A 17,526-nucleotide genomic window follows, 5' to 3' on the forward strand; every position below is an offset into this window, starting at 1 on the left:
GCTCAGCGCTCCTTCAACTTGACGGATGCGTTGTAGATGTTCATCACAGCCGAGATCAGCAGCGAAGCCGTCAGATAGAACAGCATCAGCAGCAGAACACATTCGATCGCACGACCGGTCTGGTTCAGCGAGATCCCACCCAGGGTGGCGGTGATGTCCGCATAGCCCACGGCGATCGCCAGAGACGAGTTCTTGGTGATGTTCAGATATTGCGAGATCAACGGCGGGATGATCACCCGCAGCGCCTGGGGCAGGATCACGAGTTTCATGATGCGCCCCGGACGAAGGCCCAAAGCGGCCGCAGCCTCGGTCTGACCTTTCGAGATTGCCTGGATGCCTGCGCGCACGTTCTCGGCGATGAAGGCCCCCGTGTAGATCGACAGGGCGAACCACAAGGCGATCAAGGGACCGCCCACCTTGATGCCACCGCTGAAGTTGAAGCCTTTCAACGCGGGCACATCCCAGGTCAAGCCCATCAGGACCATCAGGGTCAGGAAGGGTACCAACCACACGGCCAGTTTTACCAGGAAGGTCTTGGGACGTTCACCGGTTTGCTCCTGCTTGAGGGTCGCACGCTTTTCAACTTCGTGCGACGCGAACCAAGAGCCGACCAGACCCGCAAGCACCAGAAGCCAGTTCAAGATCGTGGAGCTGAAAAGACCGTTGCTGAATTCCGGCCGCGGGATGTAAACACCGCGGTTCGTGAAGGCGAACAGGTCGAACAGCATGCTCGAGGTCGGGTTGTCACCCCGGAACGCCCGTGGCCCCGGCAGCACTGCCGTCATGATGGTGAAGATGATGATGATCCAGATCAGAACCGGAATGTTCCGGAAGATCTCGACATAGATCGCCATCAGCTTGGAGACGAGCCAGTTGTTCGACAACCGCAGGACACCTGCGATCACACCGAAAATGGTGGCCGTGACACAGGCAAGAAACGCAACCAGCAGCGTGTTGAGGATACCAACGATCGCCGCGCGTCCATGTGAGGACTGGCTGTCATATTCGACCAGGCGCTGGTTGATGTCGTAACCGGCCGGGTCGCCTAGAAATGCAAATGAGATGTTCAGGCCAGCAGCCCTGAGGTTCTGGATCAGGTTGTTGCCAAGATACCAGATGCTGAGCGCAATAACGATGGCCGCAATCACTTGGAAGGTCAAAGAGCGATAGCGGGTATCGTTTATGAGCATCGACAACCGAAAATCAGCTTTCGGTGGGTCAGTCATAGTCGACATGTTTTGGGATCCCCGTGGCTTGCGGATGCTTCTGATTTGGCAGGGTATTCCCTGCTCCCGAGCTGTCCGCAGCTATTTATGAGAAATGGGCGCAGGAAACCCTGCGCCCTTCTCGGTTTTCTTAACGGAACGGCGGCGAGTACAGCAGGCCACCATCGGTCCACTGGGCGTTCAGCCCGCGTGCCAGACCGATCGGGGTGTCTTCGCCGATGTTCTTGGCAAACACTTCGCCATAGTTGCCGCCCGCCTTGATCGCGCGCATGGCCCACTGGGCGTCCAGACCCAGCATCTCGCCCAGGGTGCCTTCGCTCCCAAGCAGGCGGTTGATTTCCGGGTTCTCGGTGCCGGCGGCCATCTCATCGATATTGGCCGAGGTGATGCCCAGCTCTTCGGCCGAGATCATCGCGTTCAGGGTCCAGCGAACCACGTCGCCCCACTCGTTGTCGCCGTGACGGACCAGCGGGCCCAGCGGCTCTTTCGAGATGATTTCGGGCAGCAGGACATGGTCACCGGGGTTTTCGAAAGTGGCGCGGGTTGCGGCCAGGCCCGATGCGTCGGTGGTGTACACGTCACAGGCACCGGCAAGGTACTGCTGCTGCGCTTCGGCGTTGGTTTCGATCGGCACCGGCTCGTAGCTGATGTTGTTCGAGCGGAAGAAATCCGCCAGGTTCAGCTCGGTGGTGGTGCCGGTCTGGATGCAGACGGTTGCGCCGTCCAGTTCCTTGGCCGAGCTCACGCCCAGCGACTTGGGCACCATGAAGCCCTGACCGTCATAGTAGTTGACGCCGACAAATTCGAACTTCAGGTCAACGTCGCGGCTGAAGGTCCAGGTGGTGTTGCGCGCCAGCATGTCGACCTCGCCCGACGCCAGAGCGGTAAAGCGGGTCTTGCCGGTGGTGGGCACGAATTCGACAGCGTTCGCATCGCCCAGGACGGCGGCGGCAACGGCGCGGCAGACGGCCACGTCAAAGCCTTGCCATTCGCCGTTAGCGTCGGGTGCCGCAAAACCGACCAGACCGGTGGTCACGCCGCAGTTCAGCTTGCCGCGCGCCTTAACATCGTCCATGGTTCCCGCCGCGGCCGCGCCAGCAGCCAGACCAGCAATCGTCGCCGCGCCCAAGATTACGGATTTTTTCATTTTTACCTCTTCCTGATTTCCCGCCCCGATCCGGGACGGGCTTTTATCCGACACGCAAGGTAGCCGGACCGGTTACCCAAAAGGTGTCTCCCCTTTAGTGCGCCCGAGTTTGGGCGCATTCATAAACAAACGTCAAGGGCCGGATCATGGAAATCGATGAGATCAAGCGGGCGGCGTAGGCAAGTCTCTCAAATCGGGACCAAAAAGGCTCAGACCGATAGATCGTAGAACTGTTTGGCGTGCAGGAAGGCGGCCCTTTTGATCTCGGCGGCCTGAACGGCTTCTGCGTCGTCGCCCCATTGCTCGGCCTGCCACGATTCATCCAGCCGCGAAATGCGCCATATATCGTCCGGTTTGCGCCAATTCCGGGCAGCTGCAAAACCCAGAATCAGCGACCCCGACAGGCTCACCAGATCGTGAAAGGCCGCCAGACGGAACGCGTCCAGCGCGTGCACCATGTTGCGCAACCTGTTTACGGCTTCCGCAGGCTGCGGCTGATGCACCACGCCCGCAACCGTCTGCAGACGCGCCCCCAACGTTTCGGCGGCCCAGTCCAGCGCCGGGTCCCATTGTTCGGCCTGACGCTCGGCCAGCTCCCGAGGATGGGTGGCGCGATAGCACAGCAGGTCAGAGTCGCCATAGTCGGCCAGCATGTCGGCCACCTCGGCATGTTGATGCGTCACCTTGTCGATCGCGGCATTGGCCGAGCGGGTAAAGGGCATGGTCGCGGGGTCGACTTCTTTTTCCTGCGCGTCCCATTCCCGCGCGACCGCTTCGGCCATGGCCCGGGTGGGCAGCACCAATGGCGCCTTGGCCGGCGTCTTCACACGGCGCCCGTCCAGCTCGACGGCATAGCCGTCATCGGCTGCGACCACGGCGCTTGATGTCCAGAAGCGTTTCGGTTTCCAGTCACTCATGCTCTTGTCCCCAGAATTCTGTCAGCGCGTCGGGCAGTTGATCGAAACTGTCGATCACCCTGCGCGCGGCCACCAGACGCGACCGGTCGTGATAGCCCCAGGCCACTCCGATCCCGTGAACGCGCGCCGCCTGCGCCATTTCCATGTCGAAACTCGTGTCGCCGATCATCACCGCATCCGCAGGTGTGACGCCAGTCTCGGACAGGGCCGTTTCGATCATCGAGGGATGCGGTTTCGACGGGTGATGGTCGGCCACCTGCCGGGTGACGAAAACGTGCCCGAGGTCGTGCGCCTCAAGCAGCGCGTCCAGCCCGCGCTGTGACTTGCCCGTGGCCACGCCCAGCAGGATCTCGGGGGTGGCGTGCAGCCGATCGATGACGTCGCGGGCGCCGGGGTACAGGGGCGAGCCAGCGGCGCCCTGCTGAAGGCGCTGCGCGTGGTAGGCTTGCTTGTAGCCATCGACCAGCCGGGCCTGCATGCGCGGCGGCTGCTCGGGCACGAGGCGCGCAATCGCAACCGGCAGGGAAAGACCCACGATCGACAGGATCGCGGCGCGATCCGGCACCGGCAGCGACACCGCCTGGAAACTGGCGGTCATGGCCGACACGATGCTGGCCTGGCTGTCCACCAGCGTCCCGTCCACATCGAACAGAACCAGTCGCAGGTGCGCGGTCATCGCAGCGCCTCGAACGGGTCCTCGGCGGCCAGATCCTCGGTCCAGCCCAAGGTGTCCCAACTGTCTTTCATGTGCGGCGGCAGCGGGGCGTTGATCGTGATCTGCTTGCCGGTCACCGGATGCTTGAATGACGCGGTTCGGGCGTGCAGATGCAACTTTTTGCTGATGACCCCACCCAATTGTGCGCCCCAGCCATCGCCCAGATTTTCCTGACCCGAGCCGCCATATTTCCCATCCCCGATGATCGGGTGCCCGATGGCCGCCATATGCGCACGCAGCTGATGCGTGCGACCGGTTACGGGCTCCATCGCCACCCATGATGCACGGCTGGCCACCCGATACAGCGTCGCATAAAGCGTGTGCGCCCGTTTGGCGCCCGGCGTACTGTCGATTTCGTTCAGGTGGACGGCGATCATCTTTTCGCCTTCGCCCTGCTTGCCGTGACCGGGGGCCTTGACCAGCCCGGTCTTGATCTCGCCCAGATACGGGGTCGGCACACCAGCCACCAGCGCCCAGTAGATCTTGCGTGTGTTGCGATGCCGGAAGGCAGCGGTCAGGCCCTTGGCCGCTTCGCGCGTGCGCGCCATCAGCAGCACGCCCGACGTGTCCTTGTCGAGACGGTGCACGAGCCGTGGGTTCTCATCATAGCCAAAGCGCAACGCTTCGGCGAGGCCGTCCACGTGCCGGGCCTGGCCGCTGCCGCCCTGAACGGGCAGGCCTTGGGGCTTGTTCAGCGCCAGCACGTGGTCATCCCGGTAGATCACGCAGGCTTGGATCATTTTCGCATCGGCATCCGTCACGCGGGGGCGGGCCGGGGCAGGTTTGTGATCCGGGTCGGGCAGGGGCGGCACACGCACCACCTGCCCCGCCTGCAGCCGGGTCGAGCCCTTGACCCGCCCGCCGTCCACGCGCAGTTCACCCTTGCGGCACATCTTTTCGATCCGGCCCTGGCTGACATGCGGGAACAGGCGCCGCAACCAGCGGTCCAACCGCTGGTCGCCGTCGCCCGGCTCGACCGTGATCATCTGTACGCCGCTCATGCCAATACCCCTTGCAACCGGATGCTGCGCGCCCGGAAAATCGCCCGTGTCAGTGCCTCAGAAAACATCCGCGTCTGTCGCGCGCCGCAAGGCAAGAGTCAAGCAGGCTGACGGGCTCGCGGGCCAAGGCCGCTCAGATATCGTTGAAATCCCCGTGCCGCCCCGCCCCATCGCGGAACCGAACCGCGCCGGACGTACCCTCGCGGCGGATGGCGTCCAGCCCGTTGGCCCATTCGACCTTCAACGCCTCGCGCAACGGCATCCCCCGGGTTTCGATGATCGAGCGGCGGTCGGCGCCGACGGCCTCCTGCGGGAAGCGGGCAATTTCGTGCGCCATCGCTTCGGCCGCGATGCGGGTTTCACCCTGCGGCACGATTTTCTCGGCCAGCCCGATCCGTTCGCACTCGTCAGCCATGACCGTGCGCCCGGTCAGCGCGATCTCGAGTGCCTTGCCCTGCCCGACCAGCCGCGGCAGCCGCACCGAACCGCCATCCATCAGCGTGATTCCCCAACGGCGGCAATAGACGCCCATATAGGCGTCCTCGGCCATCACCCGGATGTCGCACCAAAGGGCCAACTCCATGCCGCCGGCAACAGCGGCGCCTTCGATCGCGCCAATGACCGGCTTTGACAGCTCCAGCCGCGATGGGCCCATCGGGCCCAGCAGCGACGGCGCGGCCCCGATTGGAAAAGCGTGCCTGTCGAAATAGGGCTCGCGCAGGTCCGGGTCAGACAGCGTGGCTGCCATCTTGAGGTCCCAGCCCGCGCAGAAATTGCCGCCTTTACCCCAGAACACAGCCGTCTTGGCCGCGCTATCCTCGAAGGCAATGAAGGCCTCGGCCAGGGCTGCCGCGTGTTCGGCATCTACGGCGTTTCTGGCCTGGGGCCGGTCGTGGATGATGGTCCACACGTCGTCTGTCTTGTCGATGGAAACGGTCATCTGCGCTCCTCCCTGGCGGCATGTAATCCTAGGGAACCCCGGGCGCGCCTTGAGTGTCCCGCGAAACGCGACGGCACGGTCCGAATTGACCCTGCGTCACGACCCGTTGCGTTGACTGCGCAGTTTCGAAAAGTAGTCCAGACGCTTTTTCAACTCGCGCTCGAACCCGCGTTCGACCGGCTGGTACAGGACCGGGCGCTTCATGGTCTCGGGAAAGTAGTTCTGCCCCGAGAACCCGTCCTCGGCATCATGATCATAGGCATAGCCCGCGCCATAGCCCTGATCCTTCATCAATCCCGTCGGCGCGTTCAGGATGTGTTTGGGCGGCGGCTCGCTGCCCGACTGCTTGGCCAGGCGCATCGCCGCCTTGTAGCCCACATAGGCCCCGTTGGATTTGGGCGCCAGCGCCAGATACACGACCGCCTGCGCCAGCGCCAACTCACCTTCGGGCGACCCGAGCCGCTCGTACACCTCCCAGGCATGCAGGCAGATCGACTGGGCCTGCGGATCGGCCAGGCCGATATCCTCGACCGCCATCCGGGTGATGCGGCGGGCCAGGTATCGCGGATCTTCGCCCCCGGTCAGCATCCGGGCGAACCAGTACAGCGCCGCATCCGGGTCGGACCCGCGCACCGATTTGTGCAGCGCCGAGATCAGATTGTAGTGCTCGTCCCCCGACTTGTCGTATTTCGCGGCACGACGCATCAGGCGCTTGGCCAGCGCGTCGGGGTCCAGCGGCGCGTCCACCGACCAGGCCGCGATTTGCTCGATCAGGTTCAACAGCGCCCGGCCGTCTCCATCCGCCATTTCCTGCAGCGCGTCCCGCGCTGCGGGTGTCAGAGGCAACGCCTTGCCCAGCTCTTTTTCGGCACGCTGCGTCAGGCGTTCCAGATCGGCCAGGCCCAGCCGTTCCAGCACCAGCACCTGCGCGCGGCTGAGTACGGCGGCGTTCAACTCGAACGATGGGTTTTCGGTGGTCGCGCCCACCAGAAGGATCGTCCCGTCCTCCATATGCGGCAGGAACCCGTCCTGCTGGGCCTTGTTGAAACGATGGATCTCGTCCACGAACAACAGCGTCCCCTTGCCGTTCCGCCGCCGCAACTTGGCAGCCTCGAACACCTTCTTGAGGTCGGGAACGCCGGTGAAGATCGCGCTGATCTGTTCGAAATGCAGGTCGGTTTCTTTGGCCAGCAGCCGCGCGATGGTAGTTTTGCCCACCCCCGGCGGCCCCCAGAAGATCAGGCTGGACAGGCTGCCCGACGCCAGCATCACCCCCAGCGGCGCCTCGGGGCCCAGAACCTGTTGCTGCCCGATCACCTCGGACAGCGCTTGGGGCCGCAACCGGTCTGCCAGCGGGCGGTTCGGGGCCGGTTCGGAGGCCTGCCCTTCGGTGTCGAACAGGTCACTCATGCCGTCAGAGCCTGAACCGCAACGACACGGGCTTACCGCCGCGCACCAGATCGATCTGCACCCGCCGGCCCGGGTCGCGCAGCGCCCGAACGACGTCGCGCGGGCGTTCGGCCTGTCGCCCGTTCACGGCATTGATGACATCGCCGGGCCGCAGCCCGGCCCGCGCGCCATAGGGGCCGGGGTCGACAACGACCACACCGGTTTGAGACAGGGGCAGCCCCATCTTGACAATCAAAGCCGGGTTGATTCGCGCAACCGTCATCCCCGGCAGAACCGTGCGGTCGTTCAAAGTGGTTTCCTCGGCCGTCGGCGTTTCAGGCGCAGCCATCAGCGCCACACTGACATCTTTCCTGTCACCACCGCGCAGCCGGGTCAGAACGGATGTCCCACCAACACCCGCCACCGACATGCGAAACTTCATCTCGGCGGGCGAGTTCACCTCTTCACCATCCACATGCGTGACGATGTCGCCCACCCGCAAGCCAGCCTCGGCCAATGGGCTGAGCGGATGGAGGTCCGAGATCACCACGCCCTGCGGCAGCGAAAGCCCAAGCGATTCCGCGATGTCGGCGCTCATGATCTGACCGGCCATGCCGGCCCAGGGGCTGACGAATTCCGTGTTGCCCGCCTTAGCCTGACGCAGGAATTCCGCCACCAGATTGGCCGGAATGGCAAAGCCGATGCCGTTGGACCCGCCCGACCGCGTGAGGATCGAGGTGTTGATGCCGATCAGATCTCCGTTGACGTCGATCAGAGCGCCCCCGGAATTGCCCGGGTTGATGGGCGCATCGGTCTGAATGAAATACCCCCGCGCATTGCCCGTGGCAGTTCCCGACCGCGCCAGCCCCGAGATGATGCCCGACGACACGGTCTGCCCCACGCCGAACGGGTTGCCGATGGCCAGAGCCAACTCGCCAACCTCGACCTGATCCGAATCGCGCAGACGCAGGAAGGGCAGGCCCTGCGCGTCCAGCAGGCGCAGGATGGCGATGTCGCTTTCCTCGTCGCCCAGGACGACCTCGGCGTGAAATTCACGACGATCCGTTGTGACGACCCGGATCTCGGTCGCGGTGCCGACGACGTGGTAGTTCGAAACGACGTAGCCATCCTCGGTCAAGATGACGCCCGACCCCAGAGAGTTCTGCACCCGTGGACGCGGCGTACCGAAGCCGCCACCGAAAAAGTCCTGAAAGAACGGGTCTGCGAAAATCGGGCTGCGGCGTCCGGGCCGGACGATCTTGGCATAGATGTTCACCACCGCCGGGGCCGCCTTTTTGACCACCGGGGCAAATCCCATCGAAATCTCGGCCTGCGATTGCGGAACCCGCGTCTCGGCGCCGGCCTGGGCGGCCAGTGTCATCAGACATACAGCCAGTATCGTGCGTATCATGTCAGCTCCGTTCTTCCTCCGCCGAAGATATGCGGAGCGCGGCGTGCGAATGCAATAGAGCGTGGCGCTCCGCCGCCGGCAGGGTCGTTTCAAAGCCCGCAAAGCAATTAAAAACCCCTGCCCGGACGATCCGGACAGGGGTCAAGAGTTCGGCCATTCAGCCGGGTCTTATTCTTCGTCAGCGGCCGCTTCCTCGGCAGCAACGCGGGCCTTGTCGGCCGCGCCCTTGGCATCGACGTCGCGATCGACGAATTCGATGATCGCCATCGGCGCCATGTCGCCATAGCGGAAGCCGGCCTTCAGGATACGGACATAGCCGCCCTGACGGTCCTTGTAGCGCGGGCCCAGAACCTCGAACAGCTTGGCGACGTCCTTGTCTTCCTTCAGCTGAGCTGCGGCCTGACGGCGGGCGTGCAGGTCGCCGCGCTTGCCCAGTGTGATCAGCTTTTCAACGATCGGGCGCAGCTCTTTTGCCTTGGGCAGCGTCGTCTTGATCTGTTCGTGCTCGATCAGCGAGCCGGCCATGTTCGAAAACAGGGCCTTGCGGTGCTCATGAGTACGGTTCAGGCGGCGGTAACCACGTGCGTGACGCATTTTTCAATTCCTTCTTTCGCGTTTTGCTTTGTCTGGCCGGCGATGCGTGTCACCGGCTCTCCTTGGGGCGGAAATGCCCATACGGTCCCCGGCAGCCCGGGCATTGGCGAAGACGCGCTTAGAACGCGTCTTCGAATTTTTTGGCCAGATCTTCGATGTTGTCGGGCGGCCAATCCTCGACATCCATGCCGAGGTGCAGGCCCATTCCGGACAGCACTTCCTTGATCTCGTTCAGCGACTTGCGGCCGAAGTTCGGGGTGCGCAGCATCTCGGCTTCGGTCTTCTGGATCAGATCGCCGATATAGACGATGTTGTCGTTCTTCAGGCAGTTTGCCGAACGGACCGACAGCTCCAGCTCGTCCACCTTCTTCAGCAGCAGCGGGTTGAACTCCAGACCATCGTCCTCGTCCTGGCGGCCCGCCGATTCCGGCTCGTCGAAGTTGACGAAGATCGACAGCTGATCCTGCAGGATGCGGGCGGCGAAGGCCAGCGCATCCTCGGGCGTGATCGAGCCGTCGGTTTCGATCTTCATGGTCAGCTTGTCATAGTCCAGAACCTGACCTTCGCGGGTCGGCTGAACGTCATAGGCGACCTTCTTGACCGGCGAATAGATCGCGTCGATCGGGATCAGGCCGATAGGCGCGTCTTCGGGCTTGTTCTTCTCGGCCGAGACATAGCCCTTTCCGGTGTTGACGGTCAGTTCCATGAACAGGTCGGCGCCATCGTCCAGGTGGCAGATGACGTGATCGCGGTTCAGAACCTCGATGCCGGCGCTTTCGCTGATGTCGCCTGCGGTGACGACTGCGGGGCCTTTGGCATTGATCGACAGGCGCTTGGGGCCTTCGACTTCCATGCGCAGAGCGACCTGCTTGAGGTTCAGGATGATGTCGGTGACGTCTTCACGCACACCTGCGACCGAGCTGAACTCGTGCAGGACGTTGTCGATCTGGACGCTGGTGATGGCCGCGCCTTGCAGCGAGCTCATCAGCACGCGGCGCAAGGCGTTGCCCAAGGTCAGACCAAAGCCGCGTTCAAGCGGTTCGGCGACGATGGTGGCCTGGCGCGCGGGATCATTGCCCGGCTTGCCGTCAAGCTGGGTCGGCTTGATCAATTCAGCCCAATTCTTGTGGATCATGTAATCCCTCCATTCCTGTCTGCGCCCCATGACCAACAAGGTGCAGACGCCCGAGGTTCAAAATGACGTGCTGGGGCCGTGCGAAAACACAGCCCCAGCTCAATTCCAAATTGCTTAGACGCGGCGGCGCTTCGGCGGGCGGCAGCCGTTGTGGGCAATCGGGGTCACGTCGCGGATCGACGTGATGTTGAAGCCCACGGCAGCCAGCGCGCGCAGCGCCGATTCACGGCCCGAACCGGGGCCCTGAACTTCGACTTCCAGCGTCTTGACGCCATGTTCCTGCGCCTTGCGGCCAGCGTCTTCGGCGGCCATCTGCGCGGCGTAGGGGGTCGACTTCCGAGAACCCTTGAAGCCCATGGTGCCGGCCGACGACCAAGAAATGGCGTTGCCCTGCACGTCCGAGATCAGGATCTTGGTGTTGTTGAAGGTCGAGTTCACATGGGCGACGCCCGATGCGATGTTCTTGCGCTCTTTGCGTTTTACGCGTGTCTTGTCACGTGCCATCGGTCAGACCCTCCTTACTTCTTCTTGCCCGCGATCGGCTTTGCGGGGCCTTTGCGGGTACGAGCGTTGGTGTGGGTGCGCTGACCGCGAACCGGCAGGTTGCGGCGGTGACGCAGACCGCGATAGCAGCCCAGGTCCATCAGGCGCTTGATGTTCATCTGCACTTCACGACGCAGGTCACCTTCAACGGTGTAGTTGGCGTCGATGTGCTCGCGGATGGCCAGAACTTCGGCATCCGACAGTTCGTTCACCCGGCGGCTCTCGTCGATGCCCACGGCTTCGCAGATCGCCTTGGCCGAGGTGTTGCCGATTCCGGTGATATAGGTGAGGGCGATAGGTACCCGCTTTGCAGTCGGGATGTTTACGCCGGCAATACGTGCCACGTGTCACTTTCCTTTCGTTGCGGTTCCGTAATTCCAGAACCTTTTTTCACAACGCCCAACCGTGGCAGTGTGGCCAGAGGGTTCAGCATCATTCGAGGTGGTCTTGGCATGCGGGACGAATCCCGCACACGCGGTTGATTCCCCAAGGGGATGGGGGTCGATATGGGCTTTTGGACTTGACGTCAAGCCCCTTGCTGCCTCAGCCCAGTATGGCCTCGATCGAGGCCCGGACTTCCTTGATGTCCGCCAACCCGTTCACCGGGCGCAGATCACCTTTGGCATAGTAGTAACCGATCAACGGAGATGTCTTCTTGTAGTACTCCATCAACCGGGTCCGCAGGCTGTCTTCGTTGTCATCGGCCCGGCGTACCATGTTGGTACCGCCACATTTATCACATTCCCCATCGACCGCGGTGGGCTTGGTTTCGTCGTGATAGACCTCGCCGCAATCGCCACAGGTGAATCGGCCGGTGATCCGCTTGACCAACGCATCGTCATCCACGCGCATTTCGATCACGGTGTGCAGCGACTGACCCAGCTTGGCCAGCAGGGCGGACAAGGCGTCAGCCTGGGCCAAGGTACGCGGGAAGCCGTCGAAGATGAATCCAGCGCCCTTTTCGGTGGTCAGCTTTTCTTCGATCAGGCCGATAACGATCTCGTCGGTGACAAGCTTGCCCGCGTCCATGATCGCAGCCACCTTCTTGCCCATCTCGGTTCCCGAGCTGCGGGCCTCGCGCAGCATGTCACCGGTGCTGAGCTGGATCATGCCCCGCGTTTCAACCAGGTGACGTGCTTGCGTACCCTTGCCTGCCCCCGGGGGGCCCAGAAGAATGATATTCATCGACGAGCGGGTCCCTTCCTGCCGCGTTTCTTGCCTTTGCCGCGCAACTGGGACTTTTCGATCAGCCCTTCGTATTGATGCGCCAGCAGGTGGCTCTGAACCTGTTGGATCGTGTCCATGGTCACAGAGACGATGATCAGAACTGAGGTGCCACCGAAATAGAACGGAATGGCGAACTGGCCGCGCAGGATCTCGGGCAGCAGGCAGACCGCCGCCAGATAGGCCGAGCCCAGCACCAGCACTCGGTTGACCACATATTCCAGATACTCGGCGGTCTTCTTGCCGGGACGGATGCCGGGCACAAAGCCGTTCTGCTTTTTCAGGTTGTCCGCCACGTCATCCGGTTTGAACGACACGTTGAACGTGTAGAAATACGCAAAGAACACGATCATCGAAGCGAAGAACAGCAGGTACAGCGGCTGTCCCGGTCCGAAATTGGCCAGCAGCCACGACATGATCGGTCCGTTCGCTGCGCCTGACGAGAAGGTCGAGATCGTGACCGGCAGCAGCAGCAGCGAGCTGGCGAAGATCGCCGGAATCACGCCGGCAGGGTTGACCTTGACCGGCAGGTGGCTCGAGCCGCCTTCATAGACCTTCATGCCGACATTGCGGCGCGGGTACTGGATATGGATCTTGCGCAGCGCGCGCTCCATGAACACCACGAAGGTGATCACAGCGATCACCATCACGATCACGCCGACGATCACGGCCGGGCTGATCGCACCGCTACGGCCTGAGGCGAAGAACTGCGCCAGCGCCGCCGGAACCTCGGCGATGATACCGACGAAGATGATCAGCGAGATGCCGTTGCCGATGCCGCGCGCGGTGATTTGTTCGCCCAGCCACATCAGGAACATGGTGCCACCCACCAGCGTGATCATCGTGGACAGGCGGAAATACAGACCGGGATCGGTCGCCAAATCGCCCGATTCCAGCGAAACCGCCAGGCCATAGGCCTGCACGGTGGCCAGCGCCACAGTGCCGAAACGGGTGTATTGGTTGATCTTCTTGCGGCCCTGCTCGCCCTCTTTCTTGAGTTGTTCGAGCGCGGGAACCATCGAGGTCAGCAGCTGCACGATGATCGATGCCGAGATATAGGGCATGATGCCGAGGGCAAAGATACCCATCCGCCCCAGTGCCCCGCCGGTGAACATCGAAACCATCCCACCGATGCCCTGCCCCGCCTGCTCCATGAACTCGCGCAGCGCCTGCCCGTCGATCCCCGGCACCGGAATAAAGGTGCCCAGACGATAGACAATCAGCAAACCCAGCGTGAACAGGATGCGGTTGCGCAGATCGGTGGCCTTGCCCAGGGCAGCCCAGCTTGTGTTGGCTGCCATTTGTTCTGCTGCTGATACCATAAATCGGTCTCTCTTATGAAAACGCCGCCCGGAACCGTTTTCCGGCTCGGGCGGCGTCTTGGAAAACTCTGAGGTCTATGTAAGCGGGTCGGCGCCCGCTCACAAGCGCTTACTCTGCCGCAGCGGCTTTTGTGACCTTCAGTGAACCGCCCGCTTTTTCCACGGCTTCGATGGCCGACTTCGAGGCGCCGGTCACTTCCAGGTTCAGCTTGGCGGTGATTTCACCCTTGGCCAGAACACGGACGCCGTCCAGCTTGCGGCGGACCAGGCCCGAGGCAATCAGAGCGTCCTCGGTGATCGCGGCCTTGGCGTCCAGCTTGCCGGCGTCGACGAATTTCTGGATCAGGCCCAGGTTCACAACGGCGTATTCCTTGCGGTTCGGCTTGTTGAAGCCACGCTTGGGCAGGCGCTGATACAGCGGCATCTGGCCGCCTTCATAGCCGTTGATGGCCACACCCGAACGGGATTTCTGGCCTTTGATACCACGGCCACCCATTTTACCCTTGCCCGAGCCGGGACCACGGCCAACGCGGGTCCGTTTCTTGACGGCGCCGGGATTGTCGCGCAGTTCATGCAGTTTCATGTCGCTTCTCCTTAGCCGGATATGACCCCGAAGCGTGATGGGCCAAACACGGCATTTCTTGATTTTGATTCTCGTGGCCGTCATGCCACCGAAGCCCGATACAGCGTCAGGCCTCCGGTTGCAAGTTTTGATTGTCCGATCGCAACGAGTCAGCCCTCGGGATCGGAGATCGGCGCGTCTTGCGGAACGATACCATGTTTGGCCACCAGTTGCCCGACCAAGCTGTCGGGGTGCGGAACGCCGCCGTTCTTGCGCATGATCGCGCGCATCCGGCGTCCGTAGAGATGGATCGAAACCGTATCTTCGTGGAAAAACCGGTCGAGATTCGTATTCGGCCGTGCCATGGCGCGGCGGCGCGTGAAATTGATCGGATAGAACACATGCTCTGGCAGGGCGTATTTGATCTCGCCTGTTTCCTTCAACGCCCAGGTGAACGCCTTTGGCCCCCACACACCCCACAAAAACTCGGGAACGTTGGTGGGATTTCCGGCGTCCCGCGCCTCTTCCAATGGCCGCCGGTGGCGCGGAGGCAGCCAAGGCGGTATTCGATACGGATCATTCGTGTACTCGATCAGCTTGGCCAGAGTTTCACTGTCATGCGGCAGCCCCAATACGCCGATGGCTACCTCACCCTCGAGATACCCGTAGTAATGGCCATTCGCCGTTGAATAGGGTTTCAGGCAATAGGCATCAGTGTCGGCCCAAATCAGGTCGGGCTCCTGCGCCAGCATCCGGTATCGGAACTTGTCGGAATGCGGCGCCGGGCTTTGGGTGCGGTCATGGGTGATGAATTCGGAATCGGGCAGGATCTCTCGGGCGTCCCGCTGTTCCACCCCATCGGGGACGTTGGTCACGTTGTTGTAGGTGTACAGGCGCACGCTGTGGCCCATGTCCAGATAGGACTGGATGCAAAGCAGCTCGAGGAAACTGAGCGGCCCCTCCACCCACAGCATTCCGATCTGGTAGTCCCTCGCCATGCCCTGCCCTTTCACTCGCAAAACAGCGCTGTTCAGGAAGTGGCGCAAATCCCGGGCCCATGCAACGATGCAGTTGGCGCCCCGTGGAAATTCTTGAGGAGACAGACGCCCAAAAAGGAAAAGGGCGCCCGTCCGGCGCCCCACCTGCATCGCGAAGAAGGCCTTTGCCACTTACGAGCAATAAGCGTGCTCGCGTGCGATATCGGCAATGTCGCAGCGGCGGATGCCGATGTCGTTGAGTTCACGGTCGCTCAACCGCTGCAGCTCGGAATAGGTCTTGCTGTATTCTCGCGCGCGGGTCTGGGCGCGCTTGATGCCGTCGATCAGGTCGCGGATGCGGGCGGTCAGGTTCAGGCCGCCATGGGGGATGTTCAGTGCGTGTGCCATATCTGGGCTCCTTTCTTGCCGGGGCGTATTCCCTGGCGCTGTGAGTGTCGTTCCTTTTGGACACTCCACAGATAGGCCCGGATGTTACCGCAAACAATCCAAGTCTCGGTCTACCCGTCATGCGCCAGATGCATGGCAAGCCATGCAGACGGCGCAAAGAAAAACGCCCCCGAACGGGTCGGGGGCGTTTTCGAGTTGGGTCCGAGACGCGATCAGTCGCGTTCTTCGATGATCTCCACCAGATGCGGGATCTTGTTGACCATGCCGCGGATCGAGGGGGTATCCTCCAGTTCGCGGGTCTTGTGCATCTTGTTCAGGCCCAGGCCGATCAGGGTTGCGCGCTGGTCGGCGGGGCGGCGGATCGGCGAGCCGATCTGCTTGACGACGATGGTTTTTGCCATGGTGACGTCTCCTTACGCTTCTTCGGCGACTTGCGCCGATGCGGCCGGTGCTTCGTCCCGCTTGGGCAGGATGTCAGCAACCTTCTTGCCACGACGTGCGGCAACCGAACGCGGGCTCTGTTCTTTCTTCAGGCCGTCGATGGTGGCGCGGATCATGTTGTAGGGGTTCTGCGAGCCCAGCGACTTGGACACCACGTCCTTGACGCCCAACATCTCGAACACGGCACGCATCGGACCACCGGCGATGATACCGGTACCTTCCGGCGCGGTGCGCATGACGACCTTGCCGGCGCCGTGGCGGCCTTCGATGTCGTGGTGCAGGGTGCGGCCTTCGCGCAGCTGCACGCGGATCATGTTGCGTTTGGCCTGCTCGGTGGCCTTGCGGATGGCCTCGGGCACTTCTTTCGCCTTGCCCTTGCCAAAGCCGACGCGGCCTTTCTGATCGCCGACAACCACCAGAGCGGCGAAGCCGAAGCGCTTACCACCCTTTACAGTTTTCGACACGCGGTTGATCGCAACCAGGCGATCTGCGAATTCCGGTGCTTCCTCGCGCTCGCGACGGTTGCCCCGGCGGTTTTCACGTTCTGCCATTTCGGCATCCCTTTCTCTGATGGCGCGTCAGCGCCGTTACTTCAATCCAGGTGAGCCCCGGCCCGCGGCCGAGGCTCCCGGATCATCGGGGTGGCCGCATGGGCCACCCACAGGTCTCAGATCTTCAGACCGCCTTCACGCGCAGCGTCGGCCAGAGCCTTCACCTTGCCGTGGAACAGGAAGCCGCCACGATCGAAATAGGCCTCTTCTACGCCGGCCTTCTTGGCCCGCTCTGCGATGGCCGCGCCCACCTTGGTGGCCGCTTCGATGTTGTTCTTGCCGACAACGCCCAGATCCTTTTCCAGGGTCGAGGCCGAGGCCAGGGTCACGCCGCGCACATCGTCGATCAGCTGGACCGAGATGTTCTTGTTCGAGCGGTGCACCGACAGGCGCGGACGCCCAGCGTTGACCTTGCGAAGCTTGTTCCGAACGCGCAGGCGGCGCTTCAGAAACAGGGTTCTTTTGCTGTTTGCCATTGTGTTCGTCCTTACTTCTTCTTGCCTTCCTTGCGGAAGATGAACTCGCCCTTGTAGCGGATGCCCTTGCCTTTGTACGGCTCGGGGCGGCGCCAGTCGCGGATCTTGGCCGCCACTTCGCCCACCAGCTGCTGGTCGATGCCTTCCACGACGATCTCGGTCTGCTTCGGCGCGGTGATGGTGACACCTTCCGGCGCAACGAAATCGACATCGTGGCTGTAGCCCAGGTTCAGCTTCAGGGTGTTGCCCTGCATCTGAGCGCGGTAACCCACACCCTGGATCTCCAGCTCTTTCTTGAAGCCGTTGGTCACGCCTTCAACCAGGTTGGCAACCATGGTGCGGCTCATGCCCCACTGCTGACGTGCACGCTTCGAGGTGCCGCGCGGAGTGATCTTGACCAGTTTGTCTTCGACCGACAGGGTGACGTCGTCGGTTGCGGTGAAGCTGCGGGTACCTTTCGGACCCTTCACTTCGATGGTCTGGCCGGACACAGCAGCGGAAACGCCGCTGGGCAGCTCGACCGGTTTTTTACCAATACGAGACATTC

General features: G+C 62.4%; 21 protein-coding genes. All 21 read right to left on the reverse strand.

The genetic code is table 11. The features are described 5' to 3' along the window. Positions 1 to 2: 2 nt before the first annotated feature. A complete protein-coding gene (locus AC2FM3_RS03820) occupies positions 3 to 1,235 on the reverse strand; it encodes an amino acid ABC transporter permease (RefSeq protein ID WP_496679174.1) in 1,233 nt (410 codons plus the stop codon). Positions 1,236 to 1,356: 121 nt separating this feature from the next. Next, positions 1,357 to 2,373 carry an amino acid ABC transporter substrate-binding protein gene (locus AC2FM3_RS03825; RefSeq protein ID WP_496679175.1) on the reverse strand — a complete coding sequence of 339 codons (1,017 nt, stop codon included), beginning with the start codon at positions 2,371 to 2,373 and terminating at the stop codon, positions 1,357 to 1,359. A 209-nt stretch (positions 2,374 to 2,582) separates the two neighbouring features. Next, positions 2,583 to 3,290, reverse strand: a complete 708-nt coding sequence (locus AC2FM3_RS03830) for an ATP12 family chaperone protein (protein WP_496679177.1) — start codon at positions 3,288 to 3,290, stop codon at positions 2,583 to 2,585. Continuing rightward, positions 3,283 to 3,966 (reverse strand): HAD-IA family hydrolase, encoded by a 684-nt coding sequence (locus AC2FM3_RS03835; RefSeq protein ID WP_496679178.1) that lies wholly within the window; start codon positions 3,964 to 3,966, stop codon positions 3,283 to 3,285. The genes AC2FM3_RS03830 and AC2FM3_RS03835 overlap by 8 nt, the downstream gene beginning before the upstream one ends. After that, the gene (locus AC2FM3_RS03840) at positions 3,963 to 5,006 is read right to left on the reverse strand and encodes an RluA family pseudouridine synthase (protein ID WP_496679180.1); all 1,044 of its coding nucleotides are present in this window, start codon (positions 5,004 to 5,006) and stop codon (positions 3,963 to 3,965) included. Before AC2FM3_RS03840 ends, AC2FM3_RS03835 begins: the two co-directional genes overlap by 4 nt. A gap of 133 nt (positions 5,007 to 5,139) precedes the next feature. After that, on the reverse strand, positions 5,140 to 5,946 hold the full coding sequence (locus tag AC2FM3_RS03845; protein WP_496679182.1) for a crotonase/enoyl-CoA hydratase family protein: 807 nt from the start codon (positions 5,944 to 5,946) through the stop codon (positions 5,140 to 5,142). Between the two features lie 96 nt (positions 5,947 to 6,042). Further along, positions 6,043 to 7,356 (reverse strand): replication-associated recombination protein A, encoded by a 1,314-nt coding sequence (locus tag AC2FM3_RS03850; protein ID WP_496679184.1) that lies wholly within the window; start codon positions 7,354 to 7,356, stop codon positions 6,043 to 6,045. 4 nt (positions 7,357 to 7,360) lie between these two features. Continuing rightward, complete coding sequence (locus AC2FM3_RS03855; RefSeq protein ID WP_496679186.1) at positions 7,361 to 8,746, reverse strand: trypsin-like peptidase domain-containing protein; 1,386 nt, start codon at positions 8,744 to 8,746, stop codon at positions 7,361 to 7,363. 168 nt (positions 8,747 to 8,914) lie between these two features. Then, on the reverse strand, positions 8,915 to 9,340 hold the full coding sequence (gene rplQ, locus AC2FM3_RS03860; RefSeq protein WP_496679187.1) for a 50S ribosomal protein L17: 426 nt from the start codon (positions 9,338 to 9,340) through the stop codon (positions 8,915 to 8,917). Positions 9,341 to 9,458: 118 nt separating this feature from the next. After that, a complete protein-coding gene (locus AC2FM3_RS03865) occupies positions 9,459 to 10,475 on the reverse strand; it encodes a DNA-directed RNA polymerase subunit alpha (RefSeq protein ID WP_149775087.1) in 1,017 nt (338 codons plus the stop codon). Between the two features lie 114 nt (positions 10,476 to 10,589). Continuing rightward, positions 10,590 to 10,979, reverse strand: coding sequence for a 30S ribosomal protein S11 (gene rpsK / locus AC2FM3_RS03870; protein ID WP_068344878.1), 390 nt, complete (start codon positions 10,977 to 10,979; stop codon positions 10,590 to 10,592). Positions 10,980 to 10,993: 14 nt separating this feature from the next. Beyond that, positions 10,994 to 11,362: a 30S ribosomal protein S13 gene (rpsM, locus tag AC2FM3_RS03875; RefSeq protein ID WP_068344877.1), complete on the reverse strand. Its 369-nt coding sequence runs from the start codon at positions 11,360 to 11,362 to the stop codon at positions 10,994 to 10,996. Between the two features lie 199 nt (positions 11,363 to 11,561). Then, the gene (locus AC2FM3_RS03880) at positions 11,562 to 12,203 is read right to left on the reverse strand and encodes an adenylate kinase (protein WP_496679191.1); all 642 of its coding nucleotides are present in this window, start codon (positions 12,201 to 12,203) and stop codon (positions 11,562 to 11,564) included. Continuing rightward, a complete protein-coding gene (gene secY / locus AC2FM3_RS03885) occupies positions 12,200 to 13,564 on the reverse strand; it encodes a preprotein translocase subunit SecY (protein WP_149775089.1) in 1,365 nt (454 codons plus the stop codon). The genes AC2FM3_RS03880 and secY overlap by 4 nt, the downstream gene beginning before the upstream one ends. A gap of 109 nt (positions 13,565 to 13,673) precedes the next feature. Then, on the reverse strand, positions 13,674 to 14,147 hold the full coding sequence (rplO, locus tag AC2FM3_RS03890; protein ID WP_496679192.1) for a 50S ribosomal protein L15: 474 nt from the start codon (positions 14,145 to 14,147) through the stop codon (positions 13,674 to 13,676). A 149-nt stretch (positions 14,148 to 14,296) separates the two neighbouring features. Then, positions 14,297 to 15,124, reverse strand: coding sequence for a hypothetical protein (locus AC2FM3_RS03895; RefSeq protein ID WP_496679195.1), 828 nt, complete (start codon positions 15,122 to 15,124; stop codon positions 14,297 to 14,299). A 171-nt stretch (positions 15,125 to 15,295) separates the two neighbouring features. Next, positions 15,296 to 15,511 (reverse strand): DUF1127 domain-containing protein, encoded by a 216-nt coding sequence (locus AC2FM3_RS03900; protein ID WP_496679196.1) that lies wholly within the window; start codon positions 15,509 to 15,511, stop codon positions 15,296 to 15,298. Between the two features lie 212 nt (positions 15,512 to 15,723). Beyond that, on the reverse strand, positions 15,724 to 15,912 hold the full coding sequence (rpmD, locus tag AC2FM3_RS03905) for a 50S ribosomal protein L30 (RefSeq protein ID WP_149775093.1): 189 nt from the start codon (positions 15,910 to 15,912) through the stop codon (positions 15,724 to 15,726). Positions 15,913 to 15,924: 12 nt separating this feature from the next. Beyond that, positions 15,925 to 16,503: a 30S ribosomal protein S5 gene (rpsE, locus tag AC2FM3_RS03910; protein WP_496679198.1), complete on the reverse strand. Its 579-nt coding sequence runs from the start codon at positions 16,501 to 16,503 to the stop codon at positions 15,925 to 15,927. Positions 16,504 to 16,619: 116 nt separating this feature from the next. After that, the gene (gene rplR / locus AC2FM3_RS03915) at positions 16,620 to 16,979 is read right to left on the reverse strand and encodes a 50S ribosomal protein L18 (protein ID WP_005980751.1); all 360 of its coding nucleotides are present in this window, start codon (positions 16,977 to 16,979) and stop codon (positions 16,620 to 16,622) included. Positions 16,980 to 16,990: 11 nt separating this feature from the next. Beyond that, positions 16,991 to 17,524, reverse strand: a complete 534-nt coding sequence (rplF, locus tag AC2FM3_RS03920) for a 50S ribosomal protein L6 (RefSeq protein WP_496679200.1) — start codon at positions 17,522 to 17,524, stop codon at positions 16,991 to 16,993. Between the last annotated feature and the right edge of the window lie 2 nt (positions 17,525 to 17,526).

This window comes from Ruegeria sp. BHSB172, assembly GCF_059613165.1.